This is a genomic window from Streptomyces mirabilis (assembly GCF_018310535.1).
In the GTDB taxonomy this organism is placed as follows: domain Bacteria; phylum Actinomycetota; class Actinomycetes; order Streptomycetales; family Streptomycetaceae; genus Streptomyces.
The window spans coordinates 158,988-179,783 of the sequence record NZ_CP074102.1 but is presented as its reverse complement, the minus strand read 5'-3'; the positions used below and the strand labels follow the sequence as shown (position 1 = coordinate 179,783).

21 protein-coding genes and 1 tRNA gene are annotated in these 20,796 nt (G+C 69.8%); 13 read left to right on the top strand and 9 right to left on the bottom strand.

Annotation, left to right across the window (positions count from 1 at the left end):
• Positions 1-493: 493 nt before the first annotated feature.
• From SMIR_RS00770 to SMIR_RS00755, 4 genes are all read right to left on the bottom strand, one after another.
• On the bottom strand, positions 494-1,747 hold the full coding sequence (locus tag SMIR_RS00770) for a toll/interleukin-1 receptor domain-containing protein (RefSeq protein ID WP_168498259.1): 1,254 nt from the start codon (positions 1,745-1,747) through the stop codon (positions 494-496).
• 33 nt (positions 1,748-1,780) lie between these two features.
• Positions 1,781-4,345, bottom strand: coding sequence for an alpha-amylase family protein (locus tag SMIR_RS00765; RefSeq protein WP_212726302.1), 2,565 nt, complete (start codon positions 4,343-4,345; stop codon positions 1,781-1,783).
• Positions 4,342-5,148 (bottom strand): hypothetical protein, encoded by an 807-nt coding sequence (locus tag SMIR_RS00760; protein ID WP_168498263.1) that lies wholly within the window; start codon positions 5,146-5,148, stop codon positions 4,342-4,344. The genes SMIR_RS00765 and SMIR_RS00760 overlap by 4 nt, the downstream gene beginning before the upstream one ends.
• 335 nt (positions 5,149-5,483) lie before the next feature.
• A complete protein-coding gene (locus SMIR_RS00755; protein WP_248003284.1) occupies positions 5,484-6,383 on the bottom strand; it encodes an AAA family ATPase in 900 nt (299 codons plus the stop codon).
• Positions 6,384-6,526: 143 nt separating this feature from the next.
• On the opposite strand from SMIR_RS00755, the gene SMIR_RS00750 reads away from it, so the two are divergent.
• From SMIR_RS00750 to SMIR_RS00700, 11 genes are all read left to right on the top strand, one after another.
• Positions 6,527-7,387, top strand: coding sequence for a DUF4231 domain-containing protein (locus tag SMIR_RS00750; protein ID WP_248003285.1), 861 nt, complete (start codon positions 6,527-6,529; stop codon positions 7,385-7,387).
• 470 nt (positions 7,388-7,857) lie between these two features.
• Complete coding sequence (locus SMIR_RS00745) at positions 7,858-9,909, top strand: ATP-binding protein (protein WP_212726301.1); 2,052 nt, start codon at positions 7,858-7,860, stop codon at positions 9,907-9,909.
• A gap of 92 nt (positions 9,910-10,001) precedes the next feature.
• On the top strand, positions 10,002-10,436 hold the full coding sequence (locus SMIR_RS00740) for a roadblock/LC7 domain-containing protein (RefSeq protein WP_168498267.1): 435 nt from the start codon (positions 10,002-10,004) through the stop codon (positions 10,434-10,436).
• A 2-nt stretch (positions 10,437-10,438) separates the two neighbouring features.
• On the top strand, positions 10,439-10,810 hold the full coding sequence (locus tag SMIR_RS00735; protein WP_054232708.1) for a DUF742 domain-containing protein: 372 nt from the start codon (positions 10,439-10,441) through the stop codon (positions 10,808-10,810).
• Positions 10,788-11,375, top strand: coding sequence for a GTP-binding protein (locus tag SMIR_RS00730; protein WP_168498269.1), 588 nt, complete (start codon positions 10,788-10,790; stop codon positions 11,373-11,375). Before SMIR_RS00735 ends, SMIR_RS00730 begins: the two co-directional genes overlap by 23 nt.
• A 107-nt stretch (positions 11,376-11,482) precedes the next feature.
• On the top strand, positions 11,483-12,073 hold the full coding sequence (locus SMIR_RS00725; RefSeq protein WP_168498271.1) for a GAF domain-containing protein: 591 nt from the start codon (positions 11,483-11,485) through the stop codon (positions 12,071-12,073).
• Between the two features lie 189 nt (positions 12,074-12,262).
• Positions 12,263-13,291, top strand: a complete 1,029-nt coding sequence (tdh, locus tag SMIR_RS00720; RefSeq protein ID WP_168498273.1) for an L-threonine 3-dehydrogenase, zinc-binding type — start codon at positions 12,263-12,265, stop codon at positions 13,289-13,291.
• 50 nt (positions 13,292-13,341) lie between these two features.
• Positions 13,342-14,535, top strand: a complete 1,194-nt coding sequence (gene kbl / locus SMIR_RS00715; RefSeq protein ID WP_168498274.1) for a glycine C-acetyltransferase — start codon at positions 13,342-13,344, stop codon at positions 14,533-14,535.
• 31 nt (positions 14,536-14,566) lie between these two features.
• Complete coding sequence (locus SMIR_RS00710) at positions 14,567-15,472, top strand: LysR family transcriptional regulator (protein ID WP_168498276.1); 906 nt, start codon at positions 14,567-14,569, stop codon at positions 15,470-15,472.
• Positions 15,473-15,527: 55 nt separating this feature from the next.
• Positions 15,528-16,103: a helix-turn-helix domain-containing protein gene (locus tag SMIR_RS00705; protein ID WP_212726300.1), complete on the top strand. Its 576-nt coding sequence runs from the start codon at positions 15,528-15,530 to the stop codon at positions 16,101-16,103.
• Positions 16,100-16,636 (top strand): GNAT family N-acetyltransferase, encoded by a 537-nt coding sequence (locus SMIR_RS00700; protein ID WP_211118880.1) that lies wholly within the window; start codon positions 16,100-16,102, stop codon positions 16,634-16,636. The genes SMIR_RS00705 and SMIR_RS00700 overlap by 4 nt, the downstream gene beginning before the upstream one ends.
• A 23-nt stretch (positions 16,637-16,659) precedes the next feature.
• Here the strand turns inward: SMIR_RS00700 and SMIR_RS00695 are convergent, their stop codons facing one another.
• From SMIR_RS00695 to SMIR_RS00685, 3 genes are read right to left on the bottom strand one after another with little or no spacing between them, the layout of a single operon-like run.
• Positions 16,660-17,331 (bottom strand): hypothetical protein, encoded by a 672-nt coding sequence (locus SMIR_RS00695; protein WP_168498282.1) that lies wholly within the window; start codon positions 17,329-17,331, stop codon positions 16,660-16,662.
• Positions 17,331-17,936 (bottom strand): RNA polymerase sigma factor, encoded by a 606-nt coding sequence (locus SMIR_RS00690; protein ID WP_101402188.1) that lies wholly within the window; start codon positions 17,934-17,936, stop codon positions 17,331-17,333. The genes SMIR_RS00695 and SMIR_RS00690 overlap by 1 nt, the downstream gene beginning before the upstream one ends.
• Positions 17,933-18,112, bottom strand: coding sequence for a hypothetical protein (locus SMIR_RS00685; protein ID WP_075030329.1), 180 nt, complete (start codon positions 18,110-18,112; stop codon positions 17,933-17,935). The genes SMIR_RS00690 and SMIR_RS00685 overlap by 4 nt, the downstream gene beginning before the upstream one ends.
• Positions 18,113-18,361: 249 nt before the next feature.
• Here SMIR_RS00685 and SMIR_RS00680 point away from each other — a divergent pair, with 249 nt between their 5' ends.
• Positions 18,362-18,721, top strand: coding sequence for an MmcQ/YjbR family DNA-binding protein (locus SMIR_RS00680; protein ID WP_168498284.1), 360 nt, complete (start codon positions 18,362-18,364; stop codon positions 18,719-18,721).
• A 35-nt stretch (positions 18,722-18,756) separates the two neighbouring features.
• Here SMIR_RS00680 and SMIR_RS00675 read toward each other — a convergent pair whose 3' ends face one another.
• Both SMIR_RS00675 and SMIR_RS00670 read right to left on the bottom strand, forming a co-directional pair.
• On the bottom strand, positions 18,757-19,674 hold the full coding sequence (locus SMIR_RS00675; protein ID WP_168498286.1) for a transketolase family protein: 918 nt from the start codon (positions 19,672-19,674) through the stop codon (positions 18,757-18,759).
• 118 nt (positions 19,675-19,792) lie between these two features.
• Positions 19,793-20,497: a thiamine pyrophosphate-binding protein gene (locus SMIR_RS00670; RefSeq protein WP_168498288.1), complete on the bottom strand. Its 705-nt coding sequence runs from the start codon at positions 20,495-20,497 to the stop codon at positions 19,793-19,795.
• Positions 20,498-20,705: 208 nt separating this feature from the next.
• On the opposite strand from SMIR_RS00670, the gene SMIR_RS00665 reads away from it, so the two are divergent.
• A tRNA-Pro gene (locus SMIR_RS00665) sits at positions 20,706-20,782 on the top strand.
• Positions 20,783-20,796: the final 14 nt, after the last annotated feature.

Genomic DNA, 20,796 nt, shown 5'->3' with positions numbered 1-20,796 from the left:
CCACCGCCCAACGGCAGCTCGTCAGGACATGGCCCACCAGCGAGGCCGCGGCGTCCGCGTCCCCCAAGGAAGTGGAGATCCACTCCGGAGAGGAGATCTCCCGGCTGGTGGGCAGCCCGCACGTGCACCGCGTGGTCCTCCGGGGCAACATCGCTGATCTCAGCGGGCTGCGCCATCTTCCCGTACTGCGGTCGCTGGTGATCGCGGAAAATACGGTGCTCTCCTACCTGGACGATCTTGAGGGGTGCGAGAAGCTTCGGTTCCTCACCGTTTCGGGTTGCCGCTCACTTGAAGGCTGGGCCGGGGTGGCGAAGACCGGGGTGATGTTCATGAAGGTCGGACTCGATCACGAGATCGAATCTCTCGCCGATCTGAGGGAGGCCCGCCGTCTGCGCGAACTGACATTGGTGCACACAGGGTCCGAGAATGACCCTGACCTTGTGTGGCTGAGGTTGTTCCTGCCCGGCGTGCGCATTCGTAGCACGCCGGATGCTCACTGGCTGAACTCTCGGTAAGTACTGATCATGTCTTTCTCCTGGCCCTCCGTGAGTGCTTGGAGTCGCGAGTGTTCAGGCACGCTCGGGCCCATGTGCGCCTGAGCGTGTGCGAAAAGAAACAGGAGCTTGGGAAACGCCACCAGCAGGCGCCGCATCATCTCGGCGTCAGGTTGTACACCCAGGACGATCGTGACCGGCCCGGATTCTTCCTCCTGCCGGGCCAGCCACCGGCCCAACTCGTCGTCGGTGAGTGTGTCGAACACGAAGAATCTCTCGACGAGGAACTCGCGGATGTCCGCGATCACACCGTCGACGAAGTCCAAGCCCGGGCGCGGCACGGGTGTGTGCAGAGGCCAGGGGTCGGGGGATTCGCTGGCACGCCGTACGTACATCTCCGCAGTTGTGGTCCTGTGTGCCGTCAGCAGTGCGATGCGGCCCTCCGACGAGGCGCCGCAGAGCCTGCGCAACTCTTTCGCCGCCGCCCCGGGCACTCTGGCGAACGGCACCACCACGTCGACCACTTCCTGGCGGTGCTCCTTGTGGCGGAGCAGCGGAAGCAGCCCCTTGAGAGCCTTGCGCATCGCGCACGCCGCACCGAATCCGTCCACGGGACGTTCGCTCAGCAGGCCTGCGGAGACAACGTAGTTCGTGTGGTCCGAGGCATAGGCGATGTGTGCCACGCCCAATTCCCGCGCGATGTCCGACAGCGCCGCGGCGGGTACCTCCTCGATGCGGTGAGCGACGTACTCAGTCACCTTCGGGTACGGCAGTGATCCGTGCTGTTCCACCAGCGGCCGCAGGCGTTCACCCATCTTGGCGGGCGGAGCCGAGGCGCCGGCCACGCGGGGCCAGTCGACCATGTCGAAGCGCCCAAGTCCGAGCCGCGCCAGCTGGCTCTCCTTGAGATCACTGCGGCGCACTCCGGGCAGCATGACGGGAAGGACGAGGAACCGCTCCCGGGTTACTTCCCACAGGGCCATGGAGAGCAGCGCCTCCTCCATGACGTAGTCGGAGTCGAGCGCGTGCGGTGACAGCAGAAGCACCGTGCCCTGGCAGCGGAACAGCTCACGTATCAGTTTCGGGTGCCACTGGTCGCCCGCTTGGAGGAGGGCCTGATCGACGACGGGATCGCAGCCCAGTTCCTCCAACTGCGCGGCGACGGCATCGCGGTAGGTGGCGCATTCACAGCCGTGCCCGGCGCACTTGCTTGCACTGGAACTGTGGCTGATGAAGATCCTGGGGCGCGCCATGAACCGACTCCTGCTGGTGAGGCATGAAAGGTCTTATTGTGCGATACACCGGAACCAGCGGACGGAACCCGCCGTCAAAGGCACGGTCAGGGACGTTTCGTCGGACAGAGTGAGAACGGAACCGTCGAACAGGTCCTGCAGACGGGTCGTGGCGCCCAGTTGGCCTGGTCGGAACTCGACCGTCGTCGGGATGTGCGCGACGTTGACCAGACAGAGGACCGCGTCGTCGCCGTGACGGCGGGCGACGGCCAGCACGTACGCGGTGCCGACATCGACGACCAGACAGTCGCCACGAGACAGCGCGAGATGGTTGCGCCTGAGCTCCAGAAGCCGGCGCAGCGCGAGACCTCCGCCATCCTCCAGCAGCATGCGGCCGGGCAGGACTGGGCACCCCGGCAGCGAGAGCAGGATGGCGACGGCCAGTTTGCGAAGCGACTGCGGAAGCGCGGGCGGCAGTTCCAGCCCCCACTGGAAGACCCTTCCTTCCCTCAGTGTCCGAAAAGACGCCGAGAACGCATCCTCGATCTCCCTTCGAAGCTGAGTCATGGCCTGCTCGAAGGCGCCTCCGGCCATCGTGCGGCTGCGGAGGGCGAAGCCGAGCGTCGAGATCAGCGGCGACGCAGGAACTACGTGGAATTCGTTGCGCCGGTCCGACGGCTGAGAGGGTGCGCAGAGAAGCATTCGGTCGTCGTATCCGTCGACCAGGTGGCGTACGTCGTTCAGGATGGCTGCTCCGACGCTGCCGGCGAGTCGCAATCCGTCAGCGCTCTGGTCCAGCCAGTGGCAAACGGCGTCAAGCACCTCCTCTTGCGCATCGGACACATCGAGGCCGCAGACGACGCGCACACCGCGACGATGTGCCTCGACAAGACGCAGAGCGAACTCGTCATGTTCCTGGCCGGAGGCGCGGTTGAGGTCGACCAGCAGGCAGTCCACGCCCGGTATGTCCGTGAGGACGTCCATCTGCGCGACCGGCGTGTCGACCAGGACACAGCCGTGTCCCCACGTGGGGCTGACGCCGCCTGCCGGATCGACCTCGGGCATGATGCGGTAACTGCGACCCTCCTCCGTGTTCAGTCCCACGGGGCCGCCGGTTCCGGCGATCACCCAGCCGCCGTCGCCGCCCGCGAAAACACGCGTGGCACTGAAGCGCAGTTGGGTCTCACGCGGCCGTCGGCCCGGAGCGAGAGGCAGTTCCATCAGCAAGGAATCGTTGCCGACCACCGCCACCCACTGCGCGTCGGCGCTGATGGCGAGCGAGGACACCCGCCAGGGAGCCTGCCCGATCAAACGAGTGGTGCGCCTGCCGGGGAACGCGGTGGACGTGGCCAAGATCCGGCCGTCCGTGGTTGCCCGGACATCCATGCTGCCGTCCCTCGCCCGGGATGCCACGGTGGTGGCGTCGGTCCCGGTGCTACTGCTCGAAGACCCCTGAACGTTCTCGACAGTCGGGTCGGCCGTGGTGTGAACGCCCGGACGCAGCGATCGGTGGTGCCGAACGTTGTTCTGGACGTACGACACCGTGGTGCCGTCCGCGGAGAGGACGAGGTCGCTTCGAGTCGTGAGGGGACTCTCCGCGAGCACACGCCCGCTCTCCGATCCGTCACCGCGGTGCAGGACGATCGTGCCGTCGGGAAGCAGTACCGCACAGTGTGCCGCGGAGGGATCCGATCCCGTGTAGTCGGCCACCGCCACCTCCAGGGCCGAGCCCGGATGGCTGAGGCTCATCCTCAGGTCGCCGTCAGGACCGGTCCGTTGCACCACGGTGAAGGGCAGATGCACGCTCTGTCCGTCAAGGAGATCCAGGCGTATCGGCTCCGCCGTGTGGGCCAGCGAACTCACGGCGTCGAGCCGGACCTTGTGCCTGGTGCCCTGGGCGTGAAGGATCCGCGCGCCGCTCGCCGGTGGTCTGCTGAGCACGATCCCGTCCGACCGGGCCGTCACACCGATGGCCAGGGTGTGTTGAACGCGAGCTCGTGCCTGTACCGTCACTCCCGTCCGCCCCCCGGCGGGGTCGTCGGGCAGTCCCAGGCCCAGCCGTTCGCAGGAAGCGACCTGGATGCGCCACACGTCGTCGCGACCCAGCAGGTGGGTCGGCAGTCGACGTGCGTAGTGCAGGGCCCAACGCCCCGTGTCGTCGGCGACCGCAGCGGCCACGCCTTCCCCCGACACCATCCGCAGGACGCGATCCGCGTGGTGTCTCGCGTGCGTGTCCACGGTCTCGGTCGTTTGGAGGGCTGACCAGAGGAGTTCCTCGTAGAGACGGACGACGAGCGGAGCCCGGGTGTGTTCGGCGACGGTGAACTCTCGCACCTGCCGGAGCAATTGCGGGGACCGCTGGGCGAGATCCCTGCGTAAATGCTCGGAAGCCTCAGGGTCGAGGAGCAGGGCCCGGCTTCCGGCCGCCTCCACCAGGGGAGAGAACCACAGTTCCGCCTCGAGTCCGGCTGCCGTCCTTGGTAAGAAGCGTAGTCGGGCCTTGCGCAGAAAGGCCCGGTCGACGCTGACCGTGAGCGAGACATACGAGGCCAGTTCGACCATTTGGGGCCGGTGCCGTTTCAGCCGTGAGATCAGCTCGGCCGGATCTGTGCCGGTCACCGGCGCTCTTCCAGCAGACGATGGATCTTCCGTGTCGCTTCCTGGGCGTGCCGAAGTGAGATCCGTCGGTCGAACGGGATCAGGGCGATCCGTTCGGTGACGGACGACGGATACGCAGCAACGGGAAACGGCGTGAGACATACCGGCGGACACCCGCCGTGCAGCAGACCGTCGATGAAGGTCAACCACTCGTCGAGCCGGGCCGTCGCGCTTCCCGTGAACGGTGGCCTGGCGTGCCCCAGGTCCGACACGAGGACGGCGGGCGTACCGGGAGCGGGTGCACGATGCGTCTCCAGTACGGCGGAGCCGGTTCGCATGACACCACGCAGAGGGGAGCCGGTGAAGCGCAACACGGATACGCGGTCGCGTCCGGCGACGCTCGCCATCAGCCCGCACAGCCAGCGGCGGTCGTCCTGGAACGGGGCCATGCCGGCGCTGTGATCGAGCAGGAGCTGGACTCCGAGTCGAGTACTGGGGCGGCGCTGCCACGGAACAGAACGAAGTACCTCCTGGCGGGACACCTTGCGCACGAGGGTCCGCTGGTCGAGTCGGCGGCTCGCGACGGGAGCCGACACGGCGGCGACCATCACCCCACGCGACCATTCCGGTGTCCACGGTGGCTCCACGGTTGGCTGCGCGTCGTGCGCTCCCTCGGTCTGGGCGGACAGATCTCCGGAGGCAGTGACGTTGCCCGGTCCGGGGAGGGAATCCCGACTTTCGTCCTGCGCCGGCAGGCGGGTCAGCACCAAGGAGAAGTCGATGGGGCGTTCCGCCAGCCTGGGTGCCTGGTCCGCAGGACCCATGGGGGCCGAGGATGGTGTCTGCGGACGTTGATCAGGTTCGTCTCGCTCCGGATCAACGTCCGAGGACGGGCGTTCGGACCGGTCGGCCATTTTCTGGGGCCGAGGATCGGCGACGGCGGCGGGAGGCGTTCTCCGATCAACCCCGTTCTGCCCGTCGAATCGCGTTGCCGGGTCGGACGGCAGCCCCGCAGAGGCGTTCGCGAGTTCGAGCTGTTCGGGCTCGCTGGGGCCGAGTCCGAGAAGGCGCGCCATGGTGGTGGCTGTCGCGAGATCACGGGGCTGCAGGAGGGACACTGTTTTGACGAGGTCTCCGAGGAAGACGACTCCCCGCCCACTCATGCGGAATGCCCCGCATTGTCGCGTCGCTTCCGAAGGGTGACGGCCTCCAGCACCGTCCACTCCGGGGTATCGGGTACGACTCCCAGCTGATGGCTGGCTTTGAGGGCATCCAGATACTCCGCGGTGCTGGGGCCCGCCGGGTCGTCGTACCGCTGACCGCGGATGTCGAGAATGTGATTGGCGATGCGGCCGGCGAGTTCGGCGTCGTAGTGTGCGCCCAGATGCTGCTCGGCCACTCGCAGCAGATGCGTCCTCGTGGGCGCGCCCAGTTCGAACACGATGCAGCGACGGAGAAATGGCCTGGGCAGTTCGCGCTCGTCATTGGTCGTGATGACCACCAGAGGAGCGTGCTCTTCGGCGACGACGACCTTGCTGCGGTCGTCCCAGGGGAGAGAGAACGAGAGCGAGCCAAGTGGGCCCAGCAGACTGTTGGGCAGGTCGGGGTCGGCCTTGTCGATCTCGTCGATGAGGACGACGGACCGCTTTGTACCGCCCTCCTCGAACGCTCGCCACAGAGGTCCCGGAGTGTAGTAGTCCTGCATGTTCTCACTGAGCGCTCGTGCCTGGGCGTCGTTGAGGCGCTTCATCGCATCGAACCGCCACAGCAGATCCTCCGGTTCGGTACGTGCCGTCACGACATGGGCGTAGTGCCGCCACTTCAGTATCCGTGCAACGTTGGGTGCCAGTGAGGACTTTCCGGATCCCGGCGGGCCGAAGAGCAGTAGTGGCCTTCCTGTCTTGAGCGCCACGTTCACGGCGAGGACCAGGCGCTCGTCGTCGAAGACATAGACCTCGTCGTCTGCCGCGTAGCCGGATTCGGAACCCGTAGCCGTACGGTGACCGTTGGCGGCGGAGCCGTCGACGACGGGATCGAACTCCTTCTGGTAGTGGAGCACGTGTCCTCCGAGTTTCGCTGCGTCAGGGGCCGACCAACGCGCCTTCGCCAGACGCGAATCGATCAACATTCTGTACCCCCTGGTTGGGCGACGGGGCAGTCGGCCACAATCACACCGTGAATCGACTCGGGGGAGACACAGGGGTGGCGAGCGTCTGGGACGAGCAGAGTTCCTGGTCCCAGGCTGCGAATCGTCTCAAGGCGGCCATCGGTCGTGCGAGGACGTTGTCGCTCTTCATGGGGATTCTGGCGGCGCTCCTCGGCACAGCCGCCTCTCAGGCAATGGGTGGGAGCAGGGTGCTCGGCCAGACCTTCGCCTTCGCGGCCGCGCTGGCCGCGGGCACGGTTCCCCTGCTGGCAAGGCAGACAGGCCCCAAAGCCATCCAGAACTGGACGCGGTTGCGCTCGATGAGCGAGGCGATCAAGAACGAGGTCTACGTCTTTCTGGCCGGAGCCGGCCCTTACCGCGGAGCCGAGGCCGAGGCCGTTCTGCACGATCGCGTCGGTCGACTGCGGAGTGAGACTTCAGATCTTCTGCCGTCCGTCATCGGTCTTTCTCCGGTCGCCAGGCCACTGCCCGCAATCACCGACATCGATTCCTACGTGGACATCCGTCTGAAGGGACAGATCGCTCACTACTACCGCCCCAAGGCACTGGAGATGGGACGACGGCTGGCAGCGGTGCGGCGCGCAGAGTTCCTCTTCGGCTGTGCAGGCGCGCTCTTGGGCGCGGTGGCAGGTGCCTACGGAGTTGCGCAAGCCGCCGCGTGGGTAGCGGTGGTGGCCGTGGCCGCAGCCGCGGTGAGTGCTCATTCCACGGCATCCAAGTACGCCTATCAGCAGGTCGAGTTCGCGCGCACAGCGGACGAGTTGGAGCGCCTTCTCGCTCGATGGTCGGTCCAGGGACAGCAGTCGGCGCAGAGCGACGACGTGTTCGTCCGCCGCTGCGAGGAGGTCATCTCTGTGCTGAACGAGAGCTGGATGGTGAAGTGGAGCACTGAATGAAGAGGCGCCGGTCTGGAGACATGGCTCGCTAGAAGAAGTGCACACGGCCGGTGACGAGCCGCGACACGTATCTGAGGGCACCGGAGAGCCCGAGACGGCGTCCGCGAGCCGAATTTCCTGAATGTCCGATCGACGGCGAGGGCCGGGGAGCGAGTTGCTCCCCGGCCCTCGCCGTTTTTTTCGCGACCGGTTCTGACCAGCTCTGATCGGATCCGTGATGCAAGGGAACATGCGTCCGAGAGGGATATCGGTCTGCCGTACGAGGCCTCATACCAGAGCGGGACGCCTTCCGGGGGAGTTTGTCAACTGCCCACCGCACATGATGGCTTGGCGACTACTGTCAGTTGCCGTCGGGCGACGCAGGGCCGATTTTTTCGGCTCTCTCGACCGGCATCGCGATGGCGCACGCCCGAGTCGCGCAGACCCGCGGGAGCCCCCGTGGCCCCCGACGCACCAGTACGAGGACGCAGATGTCTCACCTCCGCGCACCGGCCGCACGCGCAGACCGCCGTGAGGGCGGGCGGCACGGGCGGCCGGTCGCCCGCACGGTTCCCCCACAGCCCGAGACCCGCCTACGGCCCCAGTTGCTGCGCCTGGCGGTCCTGCCGCCGATCGCGGTGGCGCTCAGCGGGTGTGCGGCGGTGCTGTTCACCGTCCGCTCCACCGGCGTACGCCCCGGCGCCGTCTTGTGGGCGGTGCTCGCCGGCGCCGGCTGTGTGGCCCTCGCGGGCATCCTGATCGCCGCCGTGGGCGCCGACCGGGCCGCCACGTCCGTACGGGAACGCATCGGCGCCCTGCGCCGCGGCAGCGCCCGTACCGAGGCCGACCTGCGCGTCGTCGTCGAGGGCCTGCGCCGGGGCGAGAGCCCTCCCGCGCCCAAGCCGCGCCACCGGCCCAAGCCGGACGCCGACGAGTTCGAGCTGCTCGCCGCCGACCTCTCCCGCGCGCACGACGGCGCCGTCACCGCCGTCGTGCAGGCAGCCCAACTCTCCAGCCAGGCGGGCAGCGAGCAGAAGGTCGAGGTCTTCGTCAATCTCGCGCGGCGCCTTCAGTCCCTCGTGCACCGCGAGATCTCGATCCTCGACGAGCTGGAGAACGAGATCGAGGACCCGGACCTGCTCAAGGGCCTCTTCCACGTCGACCACCTCGCCACCCGCATCCGCCGGCACGCCGAGAACCTCGCCGTGCTCGGCGGCGCCGTCTCACGCCGCCAGTGGAGCAACCCCGTCTCCATGACCGAGGTGCTGCGGTCCGCGATCGCCGAGGTCGAGCAGTACTCGCGGGTCAAGCTGGTACCCCCGATCGACGGCACCCTGCGCGGGCACGCCGTCGCCGACGTCATCCACCTGCTGGCCGAACTCGTCGAGAACGCCACGGTGTTCTCCGCCCCGCACACCCAAGTGCTGCTGCGTGCCAACCTCGTCACCTCCGGCCTCGCGGTCGAGGTCGAGGACCGGGGTCTGGGCATGCCCGTGGGTGAACAGGACAAGATGAACGCGCTGCTCACCGACCCCGATCAGGTGAATGTCGCCAGCCTCCTCCAGGACGGCCGGATCGGTCTGTTCGTGGTGTCCCAGCTCGCCCGGCGGCACGGTATCCACGTACGGCTCCAGACCAACATCTACGGCGGAGTCCAGGCCGTACTCGTCGTACCGCAGGCGCTGTTGGGCGCGGCGCAGGGCGCCCCCGGGGACGTATCGCAGGCGCAGCCCCAGCCGACCCAGCGGGCCAAGCCCGGCGGCCCGCGTCCGCCCGCCGGACCACAGGCCGGGCCGACCGCGCCCGTGCCGTCCGCCGGCGCGATGGCAGCCTCCGTGCCGCGGCAGGTGCAGCGGGACCAGATGCCGCCCGCCGCGCTCGGCACGGGCGGCAGCGGCCCGGCGCCGCTCCCCGTGCGCGGCGCCCGCGCGCAGCGACCCAACCCGGCCGAGGCCCTGCCCGGCATCCGCCCCGACGACCGGCCCGTGGTCGCGGAGAACGCGGCCATGCCGCCCACTCCCCGCAACGGCGCGGTGCGGGGCACCATGGGCAAGCCGCAGCTGCCCAAGCGGCGCGCCCAGGAGCACATCGCGCCCCAACTGCGCGACGGGCCCCTGCCCCGCCAGGATCCGGAGCAGGTCGTCGGCCACGACCCCGGCCTGATGGCGGCGTTCCAGCGAGGCATCGGGCTCGCGGAGGCCCAGCACGCCGAGGAACGGCGCACGGAGGCACCGCACAGGGGAGCACCGAACCTGGAGCGGCCACACCCTGATCTGCCGAACTCCGACCTGCCGCATCCGGACCTGCTGCACCGGGACCCGCCGCACTCGGACCCGCCGCACCCGGACCTGCGGCACCTGGACCCGTTGCCGCCGCTCGATGTGCTCCGCGTCGACCAGACGTCCACGGGCGCGCCCCGCATAGCCGACACCCACACGGCGCATGCGCCCGCCCCTCGCGAGGCGCACGGGACCCGCGACAGCGCACCCGTGCCCGGACACGACCACACGGCCCGGCACGACGGGAGCACAACGGCCGGATGACCACCCCCCTGACGACCCCCACCCGCACGCCCTTCCACACCCCCACACCCTGCGCTCCGGCAGACCTTCGTACTTCAAGGAGTCGATCCACCATGGCGAGCGACGCGCCGACCGCCCATGTATCCGATCTCGACTGGCTGATGAGCGGCCTCGTACAGCGCGTACCGCACACGACCAGCGCGGTACTCCTCTCCTGCGACGGACTCGTGAAGTCGGTCCACGGCCTCGACCCGGACAGCGCCGACCACATGGCGGCGCTCGCCTCCGGCCTCTACTCGCTAGGCCGCAGCGCGGGCGTGCGCTTCGGCGACGGCGGAGACGTACGCCAGGTCGTCGTCGAGCTCGACTCGACCCTGCTGTTCGTCTCCACCGCGGGCTCCGGCACCTGTCTCGCCGTGCTCGCCGGCCGCGAGGCCGACGCGGCGGTGCTCGGTTACGAGATGGCGATGCTGGTCAAGAGCGTCCGTCCGTATCTGATGACCGCGCCCCGGCAGGCCGCCGTGGAACCGCCGGCGATGAGGCCTTGAGCATGGCCGCGGCCGGCGACGGGCCCTGGCTCGACGACGCGGCCGGACGGCTGGTGCGCCCCTACACGGTCAGCAACGGCCGGACCCGGCCGACCACCGCCCTCGACCTGCTGTCGCAGGTGATGGCCACCGGGGCCACACCTCTGGGCTACCTCGGTCCCGAGCACACCCAGGCACTCGAACTGTGCCGGGCGCCCGTCTCGGTCGCGGAGATCGCCGCACACCTGAAGCTGCCCGCGGCGGTCACCAAGGTGCTGCTCTCCGACCTCGTCGACTGCGGGGCACTGACCACCAAGCCGCCCGAGTTCCACCACAACCCCACTGACCGGTCTCTTCTGGAGGCAGTGCTCGATGGACTACGACGACAGCTCTGATCCCTTCCCCACCGCGCTGAAGATCCTGGTGGCGGGCGGGTTCGGAGTCGGCAAGACGACCTTCGTGGGCGCGGTGAGCGAGATCGCGCCGCTCAGCACGGAGGAGCTGCTCACCACGGTCAGCGCCGCGACCGACAATCTCGACGGCATCGAGAACAAGGTCGAGACCACCGTGGCGATGGACTTCGGCCGCATCACCCTCGATCCGGAACACGTCCTGTACCTGTTCGGCACCCCCGGGCAGCAGCGGTTCTGGTTCATGTGGGACGAGCTGTCCGAGGGCGCGCTCGGTGCGGTGATCCTCGCCGACACCCGTCGCCTGGAGGACTGTTTCGCGGCCGTCGACTTCTTCGAGCAGCGTGGTCTCGGCTTCATCGTCGCCGTCAACGAGTTCGACGGTGCCTACCGCTACGACCCCGAGGAGGTGCGCGCGGCCATCGACCTCGACCCCGAGATCCCCATCGTGCGCTGTGACGCCCGGATCTCCAGTTCGGGCGTGCAGACGCTGCTCACCCTGGTCCGCCACCTCATCGCCCACGCACCGACGCACGCCCCCAGCCGCTGAGCCCGCGCCCCGCGCACCCCTTCGACCGGCTGAGCCCGCACCCGACCCACGTCCCCGCCACGGAGCCCACACACCATGACGCCCGCCCCACCACAGGGAGCCCGTAGATGAGTTACGACCCGCCGCGCCCGGCCGGTCGTCTGCTGCTGACCCCGGAGGACAAGGACGCCCCCGCCCGTGTCAGGCGGCTGCGCCGACTGGGCCTGGGGGAGCACACGGAACCCGCCTTCGACGCCTTCGCGGACCGACTCGCCGAGGTCGCCGCGGTGCCGTACTCGATGGTCAACTTCATCGACGAGAACCGGCAGTTCTTCGCGGGCCTGCACACCCCGGACGGAAACGTCTCGGTCACCCGGCCGCTCCCGGCCGCCCCGGACGGCACCGTGAAGGTCGTCGGGCGCTACATGACCCGCGACTACGGGTTCTGCCCCCATGTGGTGGTCCGCCGCAGGGCGCTGGTCCTGGAAGACGTCTGCGACTACCCGCGTTTCGCCGGCAACCCGGTCGTCGACGAGATCGGCGTCCGCTCCTACCTGGGCGCCCCGCTCATCGACCACACCGGCATCGCCCTCGGGACGATCTGCGTCGTCGACCTCGAACCGCGCCCGTGGGGGAAGGCGGGCCTGGAGACCATCAAGTCGATGGCGGCGGAACTGGTCGAGCGGATCGAGCGCAGGGAGGACACCGGGGGGATCTGACGCCCGCGGCCGGAGGCGTGAAGGAAGCCCTGGCCGGAGGCGTGAAGGAAAGCTGCGGCAGCGCTTAAGAAATCCTCGATGGACCGACGGCGCCCCCGTGCGGCAGATTTCTCCGGGAAATCACCCCTCTCCCCGGTACGGGCCCCTTCGGCGTGCCCTGCTCCGGGATCTCACCACGGGAGCCGCAGCTTGAAGGCGCTGGTCAAGGAGAAGGCGGAGCCCGGGCTCTGGCTGACGGACGTCCCGGAACCGGAGATCGGCCCCGGCGACGTACTGATCAAGGTCCTCAGGACCGGGATCTGCGGCACCGACCTGCACATCCGCAACTGGGACGGCTGGGCGCAGCAGGCCATCCGCACGCCGCTAGTCCTCGGCCACGAGTTCGTCGGAGAGGTCGTCGAGACCGGCCGCGACGTCGCCGACATCAAGGCAGGCGACCGGGTCAGCGGCGAGGGCCACCTCGTGTGCGGCAAGTGCCGCAACTGCCTGGCCGGGCGCCGCCACCTGTGCCGCGCCACGGTCGGCCTGGGCGTCGGCCGCGACGGCGCGTTCGCCGAGTACGTGGCCCTGCCCGCCGCCAACGTGTGGGTGCATCGGGTCCCGGTCGACCTCGACGTCGCCGCGATCTTCGACCCGTTCGGCAACGCCGTGCACACGGCACTCTCCTTCCCCCTGGTCGGCGAGGACATCCTCATCACGGGCGCGGGCCCGATCGGTCTGATGGCCGCGGCCGTGGCCCGGCACGCGGGTGCCCGCAACGTCGTCATCACCGACGTCAGCGAGGAGCGCCTCGATCTCGCCCGCAAGATCGGCGTCAGCCTCGCGCTGAACGTCGCGGAGTCGACCATCGCCGACGGGCAGCGCGCCCTCGGCCTGCGCGAGGGCTTCGACATCGGCCTGGAGATGTCCGGCCGCCCCGAGGCGATGCGCGACATGATCGCCAACATGACGCACGGCGGCCGGATCGCGATGCTCGGCCTGCCCGCCGAGGAGTTTCCGGTCGACTGGTCCCGGATCGTCACCTCCATGATCACGATCAAGGGCATCTACGGCCGTGAGATGTTCGAGACCTGGTACGCGATGTCCGTCCTCCTCGAAGGCGGCCTTGACCTCGCACCGGTCATCACCGGCCGCTACGACTACCGCGACTACGAGGCAGCCTTCGCGGACGCCGCGAGCGGCCGCGGCGGCAAGGTCATCCTCGACTGGAGCGCGTGAGCGTCCGCACGAGCCACTCCGAACCGCGTAACCCCCTAGGAGCCCTTCCCATGTTCGACTCCGTGCGCGACGACCTCCGCACCACCCTCGACGAGATCCGCGCCGCCGGTCTGCACAAGCCCGAGCGCGTCATCGGCACCCCGCAGTCCGCGACCGTGAGCGTCACCGCGGGCGGCCGCCCCGGCGAGGTCCTCAACTTCTGCGCGAACAACTACCTCGGCCTCGCCGACCACCCCGAGGTCGTCGCCGCCGCCCACGAGGCCCTCGACCGCTGGGGCTACGGCATGGCGTCCGTGCGCTTCATCTGCGGTACGCAGGAGGTGCACAAGGAGCTGGAGGCGCGCCTGTCCGCGTTCCTCGGCCAGGAGGACACGATCCTCTACTCCTCCTGCTTCGACGCCAACGGCGGTGTCTTCGAGACCCTCCTCGGCGCCGAGGACGCGGTCATCTCCGACGCCCTCAACCACGCCTCGATCATCGACGGCATCCGCCTCTCCAAGGCACGCCGCTTCCGGTACGCCAACCGTGACATGGCCGACCTGGAGGCCCAGCTCAAGGAGGCCTCCGACGCGCGCCGCCGTCTGATCGTCACCGACGGTGTCTTCTCGATGGACGGCTATGTCGCGCCCCTGAAGGAGATCTGCGACCTCGCCGACCGCTACGACGCCATGGTCATGGTCGACGACTCGCACGCCGTCGGCTTCGTCGGCCCCGGCGGCCGCGGCACCCCCGAGCTGCACGGCGTCATGGACCGCGTCGACATCATCACCGGCACCCTCGGCAAGGCGCTCGGCGGCGCCTCCGGCGGCTATGTCGCCGCCCGCGCCGAGATCGTCGCCCTGCTGCGCCAGCGCTCCCGCCCGTACCTGTTCTCGAACACGCTCGCCCCGGTGATCGCGGCGGCCTCCCTGAAGGTGCTCGACCTGCTGGAGTCGGCCGACGACCTGCGCATCCGCCTTGCCGAGAACACCGCGCTGTTCCGTTCCCGGATGACCGCGGAGGGCTTCGACATCCTCCCCGGTGACCATGCGATCGCCCCCGTCATGATCGGTGACGCGACCGTCGCCGGACGCATGGCGGAGCTCCTCCTGGAGCGCGGCGTGTACGTGATCGGCTTCTCCTACCCGGTGGTCCCGCAGGGCCAGGCCCGGATCCGGGTCCAGCTCTCGGCCGCGCACTCGACGCAGGACGTGAACCGGGCGGTCGACGCGTTCGTCTCCGCCCGCGCGGAGCTCGAGGGCTGAAAGACGCCGATGACCTGAGAGAATCGGTCGCATGATCGAAGCGCGGCGGCTCCACATCCTCCGTGCGGTGGCCGACCACCGCACGGTCACGGCGGCGGCCGCCGCGCTCTATCTCACCCCCTCGGCCGTCTCCCAGCAGCTGACCGCGCTGGAGCAGGAGACCGGCCACCGGCTCGTCGAGCGCGGTGCCAAGGGCGTACGGCTGACTCCGGCCGGCGAGATCCTGCTCAGCCACACCAATGAGGTGCTGGCCCAACTGGAGCGCGCCGAGGCGGAGTTGGCCGCGTACAGCTCGGGCTCGGCGGGCACGGTCACCGTCGCCGCCTTCGCGACCGGCATCGGCCTGGTGGTGGCCCCCGCGCTGGCCCGCCTCGCCCGCACGGCACCCGGCATCCACGTCCGCGTCCAGGACGCCGAGGGCGACGCCAGTCTGCCGATGGTGCTCGACCGGCAGGTCGACATCGCGGTCGCCGTCGAGTACCGGGGCGCCCCGGACGCGGACGACCCGCGCCTGACCCCCGTACCCCTGTACGCCGAGCCCTTCGACGCGGTCGTCCCGCTCGGCCACCGGCTCGCCGACGCCGCCGAGGTTCCGCTCGCCGAGCTGGCCAAGGACCCGTGGATCGGCCCGTACCCCGGCAACCCCTGTCACGACGTGGTCGTCCTGGCCTGCGAGAACGCCGGATTCCAACCCCGTCTCGAACATTCCTCCGACGACTTCCGGGCCGTCGTCGCCCTCGCCTCGGCCGACGCGGGTGTCGCCCTGGTGCCCCGCTCGGCCCTGCGCGGCATGGACCTCACGGGCGTGCTGGTGCGGCCGGTCGACGGCGTCGCGCCCACGCGCCGGGTCTTCGCGGCCGTACGCCGGGGCGCGGAGGGGCATCCGCTGATCCGCCCGGTGCTGGAGGCGCTGGCGGAGGCCGCGACGGTGGACTGAGGGGAGTGGTCGGAGCCACTGCGGCTCGTCCCGCATCTGGGATAGCATCCCGAATATGGGAAACGATGAGGGGCTCGATGTCGTCGATGTCCGGCTCGGCGCCCGGCTGGCCGAGCTGCGGTCCGAACGCGCCTGGTCCCTGGGGGAGTTGGCGGAGCGCAGTGGGGTCAGCCGTTCCACGCTGTCCCGCGCCGAGCGGGCCGAGATCAGCCCCACGGCCTCGCTCCTGAACCGGCTGTGCGCCGTCTACGGACGCACCATGTCGCAGCTGCTCAGCGAGGTCGAGGCGGAGCCCGTCCCGGTGGTGCGGGCGGCCGACCAGACGGTCTGGGCCGACGAAGCCTCCGGATTCGTACGACGATCGGTGTCCCCGCCGCACGCGGGGCTGCGCGGCGAACTGGTCGAGGGGCGGCTCACGGCCGGCGCCGACATCGCCTACGACCGGCCTCCCGTGCCCGGCCTGGAGCAGCACATCTGGGTCCTCGACGGAACGCTGGAGGTGGCCGCGCAGGACGTCGAACACCGGCTCGACGCCGGGGACTGTCTGCGGCTGCGGGTGTGGGGGCCCACACGCTTCCGGTGTCCCGGCCCCGAGGGCGCACGGTACGCGCTGGTGGTGGTGCTGCCGTGACCACCGTCTCCCGGCTGGACGCCGAGCGCCTTCGTGCCTCGGCGGGCGAGTTGGCCGAGCTGCTGATCGACACCGTGGAGGGCGGGGCCTCGATCGGCTTCCTCGCCCCGTTGGAGCGGGCGGCGGCCGTCGCCTGGTGGGAGGAGCGCGTGGACGCGGTGTCGGCCGGGCGCCTCGCCGTGTGGGTGGCGCACACCGCGGACCGGATCCTGGGCACCGTCAGCCTCGTCTTCCCCGACAAACCCAACAGCCGCCACCGCGCCGAGCTGGTGAAGCTGATGGTGCACCGCGACGGCCGCGGACAGGGCGTCGGCCGGGGCCTTTTGACCACCGCCGAGCGCGCGGCCGCCACCGCCGGAATCACGCTCCTGCACCTGGACACCGAGACCGACAGCCCCGCCGAGTCCCTCTACCGCTCCGCGGGCTGGACCCGGCTCGGGGCGATACCCGACTACGCGGCGACGCCGTCGGGTGAGTTGCGCCCGACGACGATCTTCTACAAGCGGGTGGGAGCGACGGTCCCCGGCGCGTGAAGAGCCGCCGCTCCCGGCCGCGGCTACAGCAGGGAGGTGAGGTGGCGCAGCTCCTTCACGAGAGGCGGCCGGGGGAGCGGGACGGTGCCGATCTCCGGGTGGTGCGGGCGGGCGATGTGCGGGTGGACGTGGTCGATGAACGCCGGGTTGACCAGGGGCGCGGTGACGCGGTCGCCGCACATGTAGGTGGGTTCGAAGTGCTCGCGCACCAGTTGGGTGCGCCAGTGGTCGGCGTCGTGGTACTCACCGCTGTGGGCGTGTTCGAGGAACAGGCAGTACTCGGCGACCTGGTGGCCGACCCCGGCCGCGAAACGCCACCAGAAGCGCGCCCCGCTGCTGTCGCCCGCCACGTGCAGCAGACACGCGAAGACCAGGGCGCCGGTCTTGTCCGCGTACTGGCTGTCGATGAACTCGCTCAGATGACGGTCGGCGTCCGGCCCGAACAGCACCAGCAGGCTCACGGCGTTCAGGTCCCACCAGGCGCGGTCCGCGTCCGGGGTGCGGTCGTCCTCGGGGGTGGTCCACACGGCCCGGACGAGCGCGGCATCGGGGGTGCGCGGGCGGTGCCGGGCCGCCTGCCGGCTGCGCAGACGGGCTTCGGCGCCCGCGAGGTCGTAGTCGGCGTAACGATCCCGCGTACGCGCTTTGGCCAACAGTTCGTCGATGGTGCGGCGGTCGGACGGCAGGGTGCTCATCAGGGGTTCTTCCCGTCGGGGTGCTCCGGGCAGCGGAGTTTGAGCAGGGTGGCGAGGCGTCGGCGTCCGGTACGGAGCTGGGAGCGGACGGTGGCCTCCTCGTTGCCCATGAGTACGGCGGCTTCGGCGGCCGTGAAACCTATGCCGTAGTAGAGGAGGATCGCGTCCCGCTGCCGCTCGCTCAGGGAGCCGACCGCGACGTACAGGGCGATGGCGTCGGTGAGCGTGTCGTACGGATCCTCGGCCGGATCGGCGAGCGCCGCCTCGAAGGCGGCGATCTCCATCAGCTCCGGGCGGCGCCGGCGCTTGCGGTGCATGTCGATGATGCGGCGCTTGAGGATCGTCCAGGCGTAGCCCTCCAGGTTCTCCATCCGCAGCATCCGCGGCCAGCGGTCCATGACCTGGTCGAAGGTCAGGTCCACGGCCTCCTCCGCGTCGGCGTCGGAGCCGAGCTGGAGATAGGCGTAGCGCATGTAGTCCTGGCGGCGCTGAAGATGGAAACCCCAGTACGCCATCTGCGCGGTGGGGTCCCACTGGTCGATGGGTACCACCCGTGGTGCGCCGACGGCCCCGCCGGTCTCCTCCGGCCCGCCGTCGCCGCTCACGGGACGTCCCGGGTCGACTCGGCGGAGCGGGACGGGGCGCGGGTGCCGGTCAGTCCGGTGATGCCGATCCGTACGCCGGCCGTCAGGAGCCGACGGCAGCCTCGGACGACGTCCGGGCCGAACACCCTCAAGCCAAGCGCGATCTCGAACAACCACGCGGCAGCGCTCTGCTGCACGGGGTCCTCCCCTGTACCTGTGCTGATCGAAGGCGCCGTGTCCCCACCCCGGCACCAGAGGCACCATCCGCCTCCACCCATGAAGCGTCCGGGGCGACCCGAACGTGCAGCCGGTGCTCGAAAAATATTACGGTCAGTATCGATCCGATCGCAGCTGGTTCAATCATCGACGATCTCGGGCGCGGGGCCGGGAGTGACCGAAGCCGCCGACCGATATCAATGTCAGTGCCATTGGCTACGGTGCGTCCCATGCCGGATGCCGAAGACGTACGCCGTACCGCCCTCTCCCTGCCGGACACCACGGAGAAGATCGCCTGGAGCATGCCCACCTTCCGGGTCGCGGGGAAGATGTTCGTCACGCTGCCCGAGGAGGAGACCTCCATCGCGGTGCGCTGCCCCAAGGAGGAGCGCGACGAACTCGTCCTGGCGGAGCCCGGCAAGTTCTGGATCGCCGACCACGAGGCGGGCTTCGCCTGGGTCAGGGTCCGGCTCGCCGCCCTGGAGGACGGCGACGAACTCCGTGACATCCTGGCCGACTCCTGGCGCCAGGCGGCTCCGCCCCGGCTGCTCGACGCCCACCCGGAGCTGGGACTTCCGAGGGCCGACTGACACGCATGTCCACGCGGGTCCGCGCGGGGGCGGACTCAGGGGCGCGGTCGGCCCGAGGCGCTCAGGAAGCCGCCGATCCGCTCCCGCAGGGACCCCGCGTCGAGGCCCTGCGCGGTCAGGTGCTCGTCGATGGTTCCGTACCGGCGCAGCTCACGGCGGCGGACGCCGAGGCCGAGGACGCGGTGGGGTACGTCGGCGAGCGCGTCACCCGCGGGGGCCGTGGACGTACCGGCCAGATACGGCTCGACGAGGACGACGTCGGTGCCCGCCGCCTCCGTGGCGCGGCGCAGGGACGCTCCGTCGAAGGGCCTCACGGTGGCCCCGTACAGGACGGTGACGTCGAGTCCCTCCGTGGCGGCAAGTACGGCGTCGAGCATCGGCCCGACGGCGACGACGACCCCTGCGTGCCCCTCCCGGACGGTGCGGAAGCGTGCCCCGTCGACCGGCAGGCCCTGCGCGTTGGACTGCACGGACAACCGCACGTACACCTTGTCGTCCCCGGCGGCGACCGCCTGCCGCAGCAGCTCCTCGGCCTCGTCCGGATGGCCGGGAACGTGCACGGTCCAGCCGTCCAGGGTGTCGAGCAGGGCCACGTCGCCCGGTGCCATGTGGGTGAAGCCTCCGGCGGGCCAGTCGAAGGACGCGGCCGCACTCACCAGCACCGCGCCCACGTCCTGGTGTCCGAGGTCCAGCTTGATCTGCTCGAACGGCCGCTCGACGAGGAAGCTGGCGAAGGTGTGCACGACGGGCCGCAGGCCGGCCAGGGCCAGGCCCGCGCCCGCCCCGACCAGGAGCTGCTCGCGGATCCCGACGTTGATCACCCGATCGGGATGCCTGCGCCGGGCTTCCGTGAAGCCGTCCTTGCCGATCTCGGCGAGGACGACCGCGACCCGAGGATCCTCGTCGAGCAGTCGTGTCATGACGGGGGCGAAACGATCACGCATGGTGTCCATGGAAGGGGTTCCTTTCAGGGGCGTACGGGATGAGGAGAGGGGAGCGTCCGGCTCCGCAGATGCCTGACGTGCCTCATGTGCCTTGCGTGCCTCGGGTGCCGCAGATGCCTCAGGTGTCTCAGGCGGACTTGGGCTCGACCCGGGCGACGACCACGTGCGGGCGACCCGGGTGGGGCGCGGTGAAGGCGGAGTACAGCGCCTCGTGGTCACGGCCGTCGACGGTCAGGGCGGACCAGCCCGCGGCCTCGAACCGGGCGGCGATACCGCCGGGCCGGGCATGGCTGGCGGAGGAGTTGTCGATCACTACGGTGTGCAGCCGGTCGAGACCGGCCGGCCCGGCGTACGCGATCGCCTCGTGGTTGCTGCCCTCGTCCAGCTCCGCGTCGCCGATCAGCACCCACACACGGGGCTCGCCCAGCCCCTGCGCCCGCAGGCCCAGCGCGGTGCCGACCGCGATCGGCAGACCGTGCCCCAGCGACCCGCTGCCGATCTCGGCGCCGGGTACCAGTACCCGGTCCGGGTGGTGTCCGAGCGGTGAGTCGTACGCGCCGAAGTCCGACAGCCACTCCACCGGCACGAAGCCCTTGGCCGCGAGCACCCCGTAGTACGCCATCGGCCCGTGCCCCTTGGAGAGCAGGAACCGGTCCCGCTCCGGATGGTCCATCCGCTCGGGCCCGACCCGCAGAACCCGGTCGTAGAGCACCCACAGCGCGTCCAGCGTGGACGTCGCCGCGGGTCCGTGCTTCTCGTCGCCGGTCATCAGCCCCATCAGACGGGGCAGGTCCTGGTACTGGTGCCGGCGTTGTGCCTCGGTGATCGTCATGCCGACGATCGTGCAACCTCAATCAAACTTCAGGTCAAGTGCTGTCTCGGAGTCTTCTCCCGCGCGGCCCCGTGACCCTGCGCCCCGGTCGGCCCCGTGGCCCCGCGCCCCGGTCGGCCCCGAATAAACGGATGCGCGACCATCGCCCCGAGTGCGGTATTGTTTCCGTGCGCGTTCGGCCAGGGGAAACCCCAGGTCAGGCGGGCAACGGGACGTGGCGCAGCTTGGTAGCGCACTTGACTGGGGGTCAAGGGGTCGCAGGTTCAAATCCTGTCGTCCCGACCAGCTTCACAGCAGGT

What these genes read in the sequence shown, in the direction of transcription:
- SMIR_RS00770 (WP_168498259.1), bottom strand. Translation starts at nt 1,747, where the DNA reads ATGGCGCGCCCCAGGATCTTCATCAGCCACAGTTCCAGTGCAAGCAAG.
- SMIR_RS00760 (WP_168498263.1), bottom strand. Translation starts at nt 5,148, where the DNA reads ATGGGTCCTGCGGACCAGGCACCCAGGCTGGCGGAACGCCCCATCGAC.
- SMIR_RS00745 (WP_212726301.1), top strand. Translation starts at nt 7,858, where the DNA reads ATGTCTCACCTCCGCGCACCGGCCGCACGCGCAGACCGCCGTGAGGGC.
- SMIR_RS00740 (WP_168498267.1), top strand. Translation starts at nt 10,002, where the DNA reads ATGGCGAGCGACGCGCCGACCGCCCATGTATCCGATCTCGACTGGCTG.
- SMIR_RS00735 (WP_054232708.1), top strand. Translation starts at nt 10,439, where the DNA reads ATGGCCGCGGCCGGCGACGGGCCCTGGCTCGACGACGCGGCCGGACGG.
- SMIR_RS00730 (WP_168498269.1), top strand. Translation starts at nt 10,788, where the DNA reads ATGGACTACGACGACAGCTCTGATCCCTTCCCCACCGCGCTGAAGATC.
- SMIR_RS00725 (WP_168498271.1), top strand. Translation starts at nt 11,483, where the DNA reads ATGAGTTACGACCCGCCGCGCCCGGCCGGTCGTCTGCTGCTGACCCCG.
- kbl (WP_168498274.1), top strand. Translation starts at nt 13,342, where the DNA reads ATGTTCGACTCCGTGCGCGACGACCTCCGCACCACCCTCGACGAGATC.
- SMIR_RS00710 (WP_168498276.1), top strand. Translation starts at nt 14,567, where the DNA reads ATGATCGAAGCGCGGCGGCTCCACATCCTCCGTGCGGTGGCCGACCAC.
- SMIR_RS00705 (WP_212726300.1), top strand. Translation starts at nt 15,528, where the DNA reads ATGGGAAACGATGAGGGGCTCGATGTCGTCGATGTCCGGCTCGGCGCC.
- SMIR_RS00695 (WP_168498282.1), bottom strand. Translation starts at nt 17,331, where the DNA reads ATGAGCACCCTGCCGTCCGACCGCCGCACCATCGACGAACTGTTGGCC.
- SMIR_RS00680 (WP_168498284.1), top strand. Translation starts at nt 18,362, where the DNA reads ATGCCGGATGCCGAAGACGTACGCCGTACCGCCCTCTCCCTGCCGGAC.
- SMIR_RS00675 (WP_168498286.1), bottom strand. Translation starts at nt 19,674, where the DNA reads ATGGACACCATGCGTGATCGTTTCGCCCCCGTCATGACACGACTGCTC.
- SMIR_RS00670 (WP_168498288.1), bottom strand. Translation starts at nt 20,497, where the DNA reads ATGACGATCACCGAGGCACAACGCCGGCACCAGTACCAGGACCTGCCC.